The organism is Paenibacillus sp. B01 (genome assembly GCF_009649995.1).
Lineage (GTDB): Bacteria > Bacillota > Bacilli > Paenibacillales > Paenibacillaceae > Paenibacillus_O > Paenibacillus_O pasadenensis.
The window spans coordinates 3,086,278-3,098,502 of the sequence record NZ_CP045802.1 but is presented as its reverse complement, the minus strand read 5'-3'; the positions used below and the strand labels follow the sequence as shown (position 1 = coordinate 3,098,502).

10 protein-coding genes are annotated in these 12,225 nt (G+C 52.2%); 8 read left to right on the top strand and 2 right to left on the bottom strand.

All coding sequences use genetic code 11. The features are described 5' to 3' along the window. Positions 1–13: 13 nt before the first annotated feature. The 7 genes from GE073_RS13285 to GE073_RS13255 all read left to right on the top strand — a co-directional run bounded on the left by GE073_RS13285 (position 14) and on the right by GE073_RS13255 (position 6,947). The gene (locus GE073_RS13285; RefSeq protein ID WP_153783666.1) at positions 14–883 is read left to right on the top strand and encodes a carbohydrate ABC transporter permease; all 870 of its coding nucleotides are present in this window, start codon (positions 14–16) and stop codon (positions 881–883) included. Between the two features lie 4 nt (positions 884–887). Further along, positions 888–2,201: a carbohydrate ABC transporter permease gene (locus tag GE073_RS13280; protein WP_153783665.1), complete on the top strand. Its 1,314-nt coding sequence runs from the start codon at positions 888–890 to the stop codon at positions 2,199–2,201. A 32-nt stretch (positions 2,202–2,233) separates the two neighbouring features. Continuing rightward, the gene (locus tag GE073_RS13275; RefSeq protein WP_153783664.1) at positions 2,234–3,010 is read left to right on the top strand and encodes an SDR family NAD(P)-dependent oxidoreductase; all 777 of its coding nucleotides are present in this window, start codon (positions 2,234–2,236) and stop codon (positions 3,008–3,010) included. A 167-nt stretch (positions 3,011–3,177) separates the two neighbouring features. Next, a complete protein-coding gene (locus GE073_RS13270) occupies positions 3,178–4,296 on the top strand; it encodes a mandelate racemase/muconate lactonizing enzyme family protein (protein WP_267238410.1) in 1,119 nt (372 codons plus the stop codon). Between the two features lie 43 nt (positions 4,297–4,339). Then, positions 4,340–5,329 carry a 2-dehydro-3-deoxygalactonokinase gene (locus tag GE073_RS13265; RefSeq protein ID WP_194843362.1) on the top strand — a complete coding sequence of 330 codons (990 nt, stop codon included), beginning with the start codon at positions 4,340–4,342 and terminating at the stop codon, positions 5,327–5,329. Further along, complete coding sequence (locus GE073_RS13260) at positions 5,323–5,952, top strand: bifunctional 4-hydroxy-2-oxoglutarate aldolase/2-dehydro-3-deoxy-phosphogluconate aldolase (protein WP_153783661.1); 630 nt, start codon at positions 5,323–5,325, stop codon at positions 5,950–5,952. The genes GE073_RS13265 and GE073_RS13260 overlap by 7 nt, the downstream gene beginning before the upstream one ends. Positions 5,953–6,050: 98 nt before the next feature. After that, entirely contained in the window at positions 6,051–6,947 is an 897-nt protein-coding gene (locus GE073_RS13255; RefSeq protein ID WP_194843361.1) for an AraC family transcriptional regulator, read from the top strand. 50 nt (positions 6,948–6,997) lie between these two features. On the opposite strand, the gene GE073_RS13250 is transcribed toward GE073_RS13255, so the two are convergent. Continuing rightward, complete coding sequence (locus GE073_RS13250; protein ID WP_153783659.1) at positions 6,998–8,911, bottom strand: glycoside hydrolase family 127 protein; 1,914 nt, start codon at positions 8,909–8,911, stop codon at positions 6,998–7,000. A 109-nt stretch (positions 8,912–9,020) separates the two neighbouring features. Beyond that, on the bottom strand, positions 9,021–10,598 hold the full coding sequence (locus GE073_RS13245) for a sulfatase family protein (RefSeq protein ID WP_153783658.1): 1,578 nt from the start codon (positions 10,596–10,598) through the stop codon (positions 9,021–9,023). Positions 10,599–10,794: 196 nt separating this feature from the next. Here GE073_RS13245 and GE073_RS13240 point away from each other — a divergent pair, with 196 nt between their 5' ends. Further along, positions 10,795–12,225 (top strand): aldehyde dehydrogenase family protein, encoded by a 1,431-nt coding sequence (locus GE073_RS13240; RefSeq protein WP_153783657.1) that lies wholly within the window; start codon positions 10,795–10,797, stop codon positions 12,223–12,225.

Sequence of the window (12,225 nt, the reverse complement as noted above, 5' to 3'; positions counted from 1 at the left end):
GTGAGGGAGACATATGTTGCGTAAATTAAACATTCGCTGGGTGCCGGTTTTGTTTTTGTTGCCTTCTGTAATTTGTTATGTGATGTTTAAGTATTATCCATTAATGAATATGGCCTATATTAGTTTTTTTGACTATAGCATCGTTAATCCGCCTGGTAAATTCATCGGCTTCGCCAATTATACGGAATTTTTGAAATCAACTACGTTCTGGCAAGCGATTTCGAATACGTTTATATTCTTTGGTCTATATTTGGTCCTTACATTCTGGATTCCCATTGTTCAAGCTTTGTTCCTGTATGATATTCGACGGGGCAATGCTTTCTTCCGTTTCATGTATCAATTGCCAACCATCATGCCTCTTGTAGGCGGGGTGCTCGTATGGAAATGGATGTATAACCCGGATTTTGGCTTGCTGAACTACTGGCTTGGTTTTATAGGATTAGGTCCATACCTGTGGCTCAATGACGCCACGATGACGAAGCTTGCAATCGTTCTGCCTGCCGTATTCGCCGGCAACGGAATAGCACTGCTGTTGTATTATTCCGCACTGAAGTCCATACCAACGGAAATATTGGAGGCGGCGAAGATGGATGGAGCAGGTCCATGGAGAAGGATGTGGACGATGCTTCTGCCCAATATCAAATTTATTATTGTCATTCAATTTGTGGCTTTCATGTCAAGCGTCCTGCTTGCTTATGACCATATTTACATTATGACGCAAGGCGGACCAGCAGGCAGCACAACGGTCGTGTCCATGCTTGTTGTCAACTCAGCCTTCCAGCAATCTCGATTCGGCATATCCGGTGCGGTATCCGTATTTATGTTTATCGTCATTGCGTTACTGACCATCATTCAGAATAAAATTTCCGCAGAAAAGGATTGATCATATGGAACGCACTCGCATAAGGGAAAAAGGGGGAAGATCGCTAAAGATTACGGCCTATGTGGTGACAATATCGTTCGTAATCTTTGCGTTAATCCCTATTCTGTGGATGTTCGCCTCCTCGCTCAAGACGGAGAAGGATATTAACTCCTATCCACCCAAGTGGCTGCCGACGATTCCCCAATCCATTCAAGTGACAATTGATTACACAGGAATGGATGAGACTGATCCGGCATTCTACGAGAAGGACGCCATGAGAGCGATGTGGTATCCGTGGATGAAAAATATCCGCGAGAGCATTGGCGATGTGACTATCACAGGCGTGAAGGACGGTCGTAAGCTCTATACAGCAGAGACCGTCTCCTCTATGTTCTTTGTCGGACAGCCTAAGGTTGTGCCAACCACGATCTTCAATGACAAGATGATGGATAAGAAGCTGCCTATCATCCAGGAGAACAAGCTGTCCAAGTTCGAATGGGAGGGTGACAGCGGGAAGAGTATAGCGGTAACGCCGTCTATTGCGGAGTCCGATCTGTCCAGCCGCTTCTCTGCCTTCTATCAATCCAATGAATTAATAAAGGGTCAAGTTGTTGCCATTAGCGAACAATCCAACTGGGTTCGTGTATTCAGCAGCTATATGGCGCTCAACAAAATCGCGGAGGATACGGCCGGGGCGCTGGGCTTCGCCCAATATTTCTTGAACAGTGCTATTATTACAGTGGCGAGCGTCCTTGTGCAGATGGTGCTTGGCGGACTTGCGGGATATACGCTGGCGCATCTCATCGAGAGTAAGAAATGGAAGTTTTTCTGGATCATGTTTTTCCTGGCTACAATCATGATTCCTGATATTTCCTTATTGCTGCCGATGTATCTGCTCATGAAGGACTTGGGTCTCGTTAATTCCTTACTCGCCGTAATTTTGCCGCATACCGCCTGGGGGATTATCATCTTCCTATTCAAGGGCTTCTTCGACCAAGTGTCCAAGGAGCTGCTGCAGGCGGCCAGGGTTGATGGCGCTACCGAGCTTAGAACGTTCCTGCAGATCGTGACGCCGCTCTCTATTCCAATCTTTACTACTGTTGGCGTCATGACCTTCATTCCGGTATGGAATGAGTTTCTATGGCCGCTTGTCGTCAACAGCTCGCCGAAATATTGGACGTTTACCGTTGCGCTCAATGACCTGCAGAATCAGCCAAGCGTGCTGCAGAATATGCTGATGGCCAGCGCATTTGTATCCATGATCCCGCTGCTGCTGATCTTCCTCTTCTCACAGAAGTATATCGAGAAGGGTGTGGCATTCTCAGGTGTGAAGGGTTAAGCAGCTTCAGAACAAGGAGGCGAATTGCCGATATGATTGGGAAGGTTGCGATTGTGACGGGCGCAGCAGGAGGTATTGGCAGAGGCATCGTCGAAGTGCTGCTTCGCGAGGGCTGCCGCGTCGCTATGCTGGACTGGAACGAGGATGCCGGCCAAGCGGCCATGTCGGAGCTGACTGCCGCCGGCGGTGAAGCGCTGTTCATACGTACAGATGTAGCCAAGGAGGAGGAGCTGCAGGGGGCTGTGGAGCAGGCCGTCTCCCGATTCGGAGATGTGCACCTACTGGTTAATAATGTAGGGACTCATTATTACAGGCCGGTGGAGCAGATGCCATCGGAGGAATTGGACCGTGTGCTGCGTACGGACTTGAAGGGGCAGTTCCTCCTGATTCAACAGGTGCTGCCCCATATGAAGCGGAATCAGTCCGGCGCTATTATTAATATTGCCTCCGTACATGCCCATGTTACGCTTCCGGGCTTCAGCTCCTATGCAGCGATCAAGGGCGGAGTTACGGCGATGTCGAGAAGTCTTGCGCTGGAGCTGGCGCCCTTCGGCATCCGGATCAACTGTGTGCTGCCTGGTTTAACGCGGAACATAGGCATGGACCGCTACCTGAGCAGCATTGCCTCTGATGAACGCAAGACGAGAGAAGCCGAGCTGACCCGCAATATCCCATTGGGGAGAATGGCGGAGCCTGTCGAGATCGGCGAGCTGGTCGCTTTTCTTGCAAGCGACAAGGCAGCCTATATGACGGGCTCCTCGCTGGTGATCGACGGCGGGGTTTCGGTCCGGCTGCATAATGATTATTGACCGCGTGAACAAGACGCTTCAGCGCTGAAAGCTGGAGTGTCTTATTTTTCCATTCAAAGTTTATATATAAAATTATGTTTGACATAAAAAAAGAAGGGGGTATAATTGAAGTAATCGAACGCAAAGGGGAATGCGGGATGCGGATAACAAACATTCAAGTGCACGTCATGAAATCGCTGCTGGAGGAACCTTTTTATTTCTCTCAAGGCTGGGTGAAGCAGCGTTCTTCGGTGCTGGTGGAGATCGAGACGGATGCCGGTATTACAGGATGGGGAGAGTGCCTGTGCCATGGGCTCCAGCCGCCGGAGATTGCCGCCGCCTTTATTAGACACGCGTTTGCGCCACTTCTAATAGGAAGAGATCCTCATGACACGGATGTGCTCTGGGAGGAAATGTACAATCTGTCGCGTCCTTACGGCCAAGGCGGCGCGGCGGTGAATGCTATAAGCGGCATTGATATCGCATTGTGGGACATTAAGGGCAAAAGCTGCGGCCTTCCCGTCAGCAAGCTGCTCGGCGGCACGTTCCGCACGCAGGTTATGCCGTATGCGACCGGCTTTTACCGGACGGCGAAGGGCAGCTACCCCGCGGATGGCGTAGCAGAGGCGTTGCAGCATAAGGCGAATGGTCTTCGCGCCATGAAGCTTAAGATCGGCTTCGGCATAGACGAGGATCTGGCCTTGATCACCTCCGTCCGGGAAGCGGTGGGACCGGAAATGCGGCTCATGGCGGATGCCAATGGCGCCTATAACACGGGACTGGCAAGAAGGCTGCTGCTGGAGTCGGAGTCGTCTAAGCTGTATTTTATGGAAGAACTGCTGGCTCCTGAGGATATTGACGGCTACAAAGCGATCCGCCATCTTACAGGAACATTGATTGCCTCCGGTGAGAATCTGTTCGGCAAGATGGGCTACCGTCACTGGATTGCGCAAGGCGCGCTTGACATTGTGCAGCCGGACCTCTGCTCCTCGGGAGGCTTCACGGAATGCAAGAAGATTGCGACGCTCGCGCAAGCCTGGAATACGATGATGGTTCCGCATGTATGGGGCTCTGGAGTTGGCCTTGCCGCCTCCCTCCAATTCATTGCTTCATTGGCGCCGACCCCGCTGGGCCTCTTCCCTGAGGAGCCTATGCTGGAATACGACCAATCGTCCCATCCATTCCGCGCGGATCTGATTGGTCATGCCATTACGATGAAGGATGGTATGGTGGCGATTCCGGATGGACCTGGTATTGGTGTGGAGATTAATCGGGACATTATTGACAAATTTGCGGTGACTGCTTGAAGCGTGCTGCGAATGTATGCGGTTTACAGAGGGGGATCCTGGGATGAAAGTAATTGTTATTGACTGCGGTACAACCAATTGCAGGATGAGATTGCTTGATGACGACAGGCTCCTGGCAAGCGTCACAAAGCAAACAGGGGCGGGCGACGCAGCGCAATCTGGAAGCAACTCCGGATTAAAAAGGGCATTGAGGGACAGCTACGAAGAGCTTGCTGCCGCGGAACCAGATGCGATGAAGGAGGTCCGCGACATTGTCGCTTCCGGCATGATAACCTCCAGCGCGGGGTTGATGGAGATTGAACATCTTATGGGTCCGATCAATCTATCGGAACTGATCGGCTCGATCAGGCGGTATCCTATCCCGGAGTTATTCCCTCAGCCTGTTCTGTTTGTACCCGGAGTGAAATTCTTAGGAGCTGAGTCGGCGAATCACGATATGATACGAGGCGAGGAGACCGAGCTGTTTGGTTTTTTGGAGGTACTAACATCAGGGAATGAGGTTAATAAAGAACGATTGTTCATGCATTATGGCTCTCACCACAAATGGATCAGAACCAGAGAGCGCTCCATCATAAGCAGCAGCACGTCGATCTCAGGCGAACTGATGATGGCTGTCATGAACCATACGCTGCTAAGAGACAATACACTCCATCTAGAAGATGTGGTTCCGGATCCGGATTGGGTACGGAAAGGGGTAGAGGCGGTAAAGCAATATGGAGCGGGCCGCGCCCTTTTCCAAGTTCGAACGCTTAATGTGTTGGACAAGCAAGATAAACAAGCGTCAACAAGCTTTTTCCTCGGAGTCATTGCTGGCCAGGACTTAGCTATGCTGACGGAAGAGATGCTGTACGATGTCGAGGAAATCGTATTATATGGACGAAACTTGTTTCCTTCCATCGTTGTTCCTATTCTGAAGGACGTTTACCCGAGTATTGCCATTCGGGTTGTTCCGGAGGAAGAGTCTGGCTGGTTAAGCGTCTACGGAGCGGCGAGCCTATACAGACAATATAAAGAGGAGATGAAGGGATGTTAACCGTACAGCAGCAGATAGAGACAAGCAAGGTTGTGGCCATTCTGCGCAATGTCCCGCTGGTCAGATTGCCCAATGTGATGGAGGCGCTCTATGAGGGCGGAATTCGGGCAGCGGAAATTACGTTGAACTCGGAGGGGGCTCTGGAGGGGATTCGCTCTATGAGGGGCCAATACGAGGGGAAAATGTCGATTGGCGCCGGGACAGTTATTACCGCTCTGGACGTGGAACGCGCGACGGATGCAGGGGCCGAATTTCTAATCTCGCCCCACACGGATGAAAGAGTGATTGAGGCGGCGTTATCCCGCTCCAGCGTCCCAATCCCCGGAGCGCTTACGCCGACGGAGGTTGTGCGTGCTGTAACGGCGGGAGCGCCGTACGTGAAGCTGTTCCCTTGCACGACCTTTGGCCCGAGCTATGTGAAGGAGCTGTTAGCGCCCTTGAATCATGTCAAATTCATGGCGGTCGGCGGCATAACAGCCAAGCTGGCGGCGGCTTATATACAGGCTGGTGCGATTGCGGTCGGAGCCGGAAGCGGTCTGGTCTCCCATGCCGATGTTATGGCGCATAACTATGCCGCGATAACGTCCAATGCGCGTGAGCTTGTAAGGCATATTGAAGGCTGACCTGTATCAATGGTAGGATGAATAGATAAGCTTATGGAGGAATCGTTCCGGCGATTCCTCTTTTGGTTGGAATGGAACAAGAGGAGGCGTTGCTGATTATGCAGCATACCGTCAAATTCCGAACGGATCGTGTGCCCGCCGTGGACAATATTGGCTTGTTCAGGACAACCGCATTGTGGGCCCATATGGACCGCGTTCTGCCTCATGACGTGTTGATTGTTGTCAGGGAAGGACTTGTCCATATTATTGAAGATGGCACGGAATATCATATTTCGCCCGGCGAGGTTTTCCTGATGAAGCGGGGCGTGCGCCACTATGGCTTGCCGCAAACGCTGCCAGGCTCCGAATGGTATTGGATTACGTTCGGCGCTCCGGAGACGGAGGAGCATGATCACCAGATGGCAGAGACGGAGACAGAAGCAGAGGCAGAGATTGCGGATGCTAAGGGAATGAGCCTGCTGAGGGGCCAATTGCCCCAAACCATTGAGCTGAAACGTCTCAAGGTGAGCGACTTTCAGGGCATCTGCGTCAGAATGAATAAGCTCTTGCATCACTATGCGATGGGAACGGCTTACGACCGGCTGAAGCTTAATGTGGGTACTCTTGACTTGCTGCTGGATTTGCACCGGGATGTGACGGACTCCAGCGGGAAACGCCATAAGCTGTATGATGATGTGAAAGCCTTCGTTCAGCGGCATCTGCACGAGGATATTCGGTCGGAGCAGCTGGCAGAGTCCCTGCAGCTGAACTATTCCTATATGAGCAGAGTGTTCTCCAGAGAAGCGGGCATGTCGATCCGGCGCTTCATTATGGAGGCGAAGGTGAAGGAGGCGATCCGGCTGTTCAGTGAAAGCCGGCTTAATATTTCGCAGATCAGCGAGAAGCTGGGCTACAACAATCCGTATTATTTTACCCGAATATTCAAGCAGGTGACCGGCTACAGCCCTACGGATTATCTCAAGAAGGGGTATTATGACAAGGGCAGCTTTCAATAAATCGGGCCTTGAACGAGAGGACTCGCCCAAGGCCGGCAGGATCAAGCGTATTAGATCAGCGGCAGCCAGACGGACATATCGGTCTGACCACGATTGTTCCATGCGTAATAAGGCACAAGCCTTACATCGATTTCTGCCATGTCTAATGCTTCAAATGGCTTATAGAGGGTGTCGGAATGGTCCTCCTGCGGGATCTTCAGCGCCGTGCCATGCAAGGTTGTGACGCCGCCCAGCAGCTCATGATCGTAACGGGCCTCGAACCGCGTAGAGAGCGGAATTCGAATCTGATCAATGGCCATGCCTTCAGGGAGATCAATGCTCTCCAGACAGTAGACGAACGGACCGTACATGAAGGCAACCTGGCCGCGAGCCTCTTCGACCATTGGGTTGGCCGCAATACGTTTCACGCGCATAGGCAGCACCAGCTCGATCTGATCGTTGGCTTGCCATTTGCGCTTCAGCTCGAAGTAAGTGCCTGCCGCTGGTTGAGCCTGTTCTTCCCCGTTGATTCTGACCGTTGCGCCGTCAGCCCATTGCGGGATCCGAAGATGAATGGAGGTCTCCGCATTCAGCGAGCTGTTGATTGTCATCAATACCGTCTCTTCAGCAGGGAAGCTGGATTTCATCGTCAGGCTGAGCGTCTCGCCTGAGGACAGCACGGTATTCAATTCATTGCCGCTGTACAGATGAATATACAGGCCGTCACTGGATTGACCGTATGCCCATTGATTTAATCTTGCCAGAGTGCGAAGCACCTGAGGCGGGCAGCAGTAGCATGTATGCGTGAACCATCTCTCGGTTCTGAAATGCTGCGTTTGCGCCGAGTGGTGGTTGAAGAGCTTGCCGTTTCTGGTCTCCAGCGGATTGGTATAACAGAAGTGGTGGCCGTCCAGGGTCATGGAGCCCAGCAGGCTGTTGTACACAACCTTCTCGAACACGTCCATATACTTGGGATCCTGAGTCAGGCTGAACATGCGCATCGACCACATCGCATTGCCGATATTGGCGCAGGTCTCCGTGTAAGCGGAGCGGTTAGGCAGATGGTAGTCGGTGCCGAACGCTTCCCAGATCTTGTCGCCATTCGGGGACAAGCCGTTGTAGATGGAGCCGATGCCGCCCGTCAGGTACATTTTTTTGGTATACATATTGTCCCAAATTTTCTCCAGCGCATGCATCACAGTCTCTTCGCCCGTGTGGGAGTAGACGTCTGCAGCGCCAGCATACAGGTATACAGCCGTTACAGCATGTCCCGTTGCTTCCGTCTCTTCACGCAGCGGTGTACGGTCCTGGTTCTGATCCTCGCCTCCGTAGCCGGCGCCTCTCATCGTCATGAAGATATCGGCCAGCTTCAGGTAGGTCTCGTTGCCTGTGATGCGATGCAGATCAACAAGGCCCATAATATTGGAAGGGTTCCAGCCGTAATGGATGAGATGCTTCGGACAAGGATTGAAGGTTTCGTTCAGGTAATCGGCTGCTTTGATCGCAACCTCCAGGAAGTTGGTTTTGCCGGTTGCGGTGTGATGCACGCATGCCGCGGTTAACAGATGTCCGAAGTTATAGTCCTCATGATAGATGCGCTGACCCCAGCGCTTCTTGTGGCTAAGCTGAATGTTGGTGCTGATGTAGCCGTCTGGATCCTGCGCCTTGGCGATAAAGCCAATGTACTTGTCCATCTTCTGGTCAAGCGCAGCGTCCTTGTTGATGGCATACACATGCGCGCAAGCCTCCAGAAATTTATAGCAATCGCCGTCGGACCAGTCCTCTCCGTAATGGCGGTCCGTCTTGAGTCCAGCAGCTACCTCGAAGTTGGGCATATAGGTGCCGTTTTCTTTGACATGAATGGCCTTCTCCATAGAATCAATCATTTCTTCATGGCAGAGGTGGAAGCGATCCGCCCAGAAGCCTGTTGTCCACTTGGCGTCGGTCATATTTAATGGCTTTACTTTTCTCATATCCTGTTCCACGGTATACCCTCCAGTTAAGTCTGAATTGTCCTGCTGCCTTTATTTTAACGAGTTCCGGATATGGACAGCCATGCACTATACCATACAAAAGTAGTACCTTTTTTACCACTTACTGCTCCACATTAACCGGCTGCTGCCTCTTGCACTGGGTAAGCCCCTTCTGTCCTTGAATGGCATGGGCGACCTTCGTCCAATTATTGGTTTGGTCCAATATAAACTTATACACCGTGTTCATATTCGCCTGCTCCAGTCCCCGATAATCCGCGAGCGGCCCCAGGCCTTCCTTCCAGCTCCGCAGCTTGCTCAGCAGACCTTCCTTGATCTCAAGGTATGCGGGATCGTCGAACAGATTGTTCTGCTCATAGGGGTCCCGCTGCAGATCATACAACTCCCCTTCAACCAGCGGCTGGTCGAAGAAGGCGGAATACTTCAAATAATGATCGCCGTACAGCTTGTCGTGAATATTCTCCTGCTCGGGGTAATGCGTCAGCTTCCACCTCGCATCGCGTATCATAAGGGCAGGCTCGGTATGAATAGACCCGCAATAATAGAGGCTGTGCGCTTCCGTGCGATGAACCGCCTTCTCGCCCCGGCATACCGGCAGCAGGCTCATGCCTTGCACGCCTTCGGGAATTGGAATGTGTGCCGCATCCAGCACCGTTGGCATAACATCGATAATTTCGGCGAAGCTCTGATGGCGCATGCCGCCGTTGCGGCCGCCAGGCAGCTTCACCAGAAGCGGAATCCGGACCACCGGCTCATACATATGTCCCCATTTCTCAATAAAGCCATGCTCTCCCATCATGGCGCCATGATCCGAGGTAAAGATAATAAGCGAGTTGTCGTAAAGCTCCAGCTCCTTCAGCTTGGCAATCACCTTGCCGATCCGATCGTCGACATGAGTGACGAGGCCATAATAGCTGGACATGCTTTTGCGGTAATCCTCCGCATCCAGCTTGTCGAAGCCGCGAACCTTGTGGAAGTAGCGTTGGGTAATCGGTTTGTCCGCCAGCGTTCGGCCGGCATTGTCGGGCAGCGGCAGCTCCGCCGGATCGTACATATCCGCGTAAGGCTGAGTTGGCATATATGGCGTATGGGGATCCAGAAGAGATAAATAATGAAAGATAGGATGATCCGAATGAGGCACGTCCTGAATTCGATCGATGTAAGCCTCCGTTAGCCGGGAACAGGAGGTTTGATCGGGAGGAGTAGGGCTTTTCCCATGAATAACCAGAGGGATGTCGCCTTCATTTTTTTTGAAGGAGGACTTGCGGCGCATCTCGGGCTCCTTGATTCCAAGGAAGCTGGTATAGGGATCGGGGGAGCCGTTCATAAATTCATCGAAGCCGCATTGCTCCGGTGTCCGGTGTACATGCAGCTTGCCATACATCGTTGTTGTATAGCCGTGCTCGCGAAGCAGCTCGGGCAGCGGCTGCTCGTCTTCAACCATACGCATGGCATTGTCTAGGATGCCATGGCTAAGCGGATTGCGTCCGGTCATGAGACTGGCTCTGGCGGGCACGCACATCGGGCAGTTTGTATAGGCTTGCTCGAAGATGACGGAATCCTGCGCAAGCTCATCCAGGTGAGGGGTTCTCACGATTGAATTGCCCATAAATCCCAGGCTGTCAGCTCTAAGCTCGTCGCACATCAGAAAAAACACATGGGGACGATTGGCGGATGCCATTAGATATCACTCCTTGTAAGGTATTACTTGAAATATACTATATAATTTATATTTAATCAATTTGAATAAATATAAAATGAGCTCGTGAATTCGGCAATCCAATACCGTTCAAAAAACACATTGACATCTCCACGTGGCGTCGATATCATTTAAATATATATTATTATTTTATAAATGAAATGGAGCTGGAGATGACATGTACAAACATTATATAGACGGCAGCTTGGTTCAAGGTCTCGGGCTGACATTAGCTGTACACAATCCGGCAACTGAGCAAGAAGCGGGCAGGCTGATGAAAGCGACGGAGGAGCAGGCGCAAACGGCGCTGGAAGCGGCGCAGAAGGCTTTCCCTATATGGTCCGGCTATTCGCTGAAGCAGCGTGGAGAATGGATGGAGCGTCTGGCCCAAGCGATTGAAGCGCGGCGTGAGCAGATTCTGGAGGTGCTCATGAGCGAGACAGGCAAGCCGCTTCCTCAAGCTACTGAGGATATGGAAATGCTGCCCAGATGCCTGAGATATTATTATGAGGAAGCCAAGCGGCTGCATGGCCGTATAATCGAGGATGAGGACCAAGGCATCATGAGCCTGATGAAGAGGCAGCCTGTTGGCGTTGTGGTCGGGTATCTGGCCTGGAATTTCCCGCTGTTGAATCTGGGCTATAAGCTTGGACCGGTGCTTGCCTCGGGCTGTACCTGCGTTATCAAGCCGTCGCCATTGACGCCGCTGACCACGCTGCTGATCGGCGAGATCGCGGAGGAAATCGGATTCCCGGCGGGCGTCATTAACCTGATTACAGGCGATACGATCGAGCTGGCGTCGGTTATGAACACGAGCACCATTCCGCGTATGCTGACCTTGATCGGATCCACTTCCGCAGGCAAAGCGATAGTAGGCCAATCTGCGACCTCGATCAAACGCTTCTCCCTGGAGCTTGGCGGCAATGCCCCTGCCATTGTGCTGCCTGACGCCGATGTGGAGGCGGCTTGCGAGCAGTTGGTGAATCTGAAGTTCGGCAATGCAGGCCAGATCTGTGTATCGCCGAACCGCGTGTTCGTACACGAATCGTTATATGAGACCTTTGTAGCCAAGGCTGTCGAGAAGGCGAACCGGGTTACACTGGGCTGGGGCCGCGAGCCCCAGGCGGGGATGGGCCCCATGATCTCGGCGGGGCATCGCTCCAGAGTGCAGGAGCTCATCGCGAGCGCAGTTGCAGAAGGCGCGACAGTTGCGGCAGGCGGAGGCATTCCGAGCGGCATCGACAAGGGCTACTACCTGGAGCCGACCATCATAACGAATGTGACGCCGTCCATGCGGATTTGCAAGGAAGAAATATTTGGGCCAGTTATGCCTATTATGCCCTATTCGGACCGGGAGCAGGTTATTCAAGAGGCGAATAATACTGAATTTGGTCTTGCCTCTTATGTGTTCGGCACCGATATTAACGATATCCTTCATATTGCCGAATCGCTTGAGGTGGGCACGGTATGTGTCAATGGTCCCCATTATTCCGTGGAGCTTCCGCATGGCGGCGTGAAGGAAAGCGGCATTGGCAAGGACTGCTCCGTCTACAGTCTGGAAGAATATTATACGGTGAAGCGGATCACGATACGGAAGGGGAAGTCGTAA

Coding starts and splice junctions, on each gene's coding strand:
- GE073_RS13270 (WP_267238410.1), top strand. CDS start 3,178: ATGAAATCGCTGCTGGAGGAACCTTTTTATTTCTCTCAAGGCTGGGTG.
- GE073_RS13285 (WP_153783666.1), top strand. CDS start 14: ATGTTGCGTAAATTAAACATTCGCTGGGTGCCGGTTTTGTTTTTGTTG.
- GE073_RS13275 (WP_153783664.1), top strand. CDS start 2,234: ATGATTGGGAAGGTTGCGATTGTGACGGGCGCAGCAGGAGGTATTGGC.
- GE073_RS13245 (WP_153783658.1), bottom strand. CDS start 10,598: ATGGCATCCGCCAATCGTCCCCATGTGTTTTTTCTGATGTGCGACGAG.
- GE073_RS13240 (WP_153783657.1), top strand. CDS start 10,795: ATGTACAAACATTATATAGACGGCAGCTTGGTTCAAGGTCTCGGGCTG.
- GE073_RS13260 (WP_153783661.1), top strand. CDS start 5,323: ATGTTAACCGTACAGCAGCAGATAGAGACAAGCAAGGTTGTGGCCATT.
- GE073_RS13265 (WP_194843362.1), top strand. CDS start 4,340: ATGAAAGTAATTGTTATTGACTGCGGTACAACCAATTGCAGGATGAGA.
- GE073_RS13280 (WP_153783665.1), top strand. CDS start 888: ATGGAACGCACTCGCATAAGGGAAAAAGGGGGAAGATCGCTAAAGATT.
- GE073_RS13255 (WP_194843361.1), top strand. CDS start 6,051: ATGCAGCATACCGTCAAATTCCGAACGGATCGTGTGCCCGCCGTGGAC.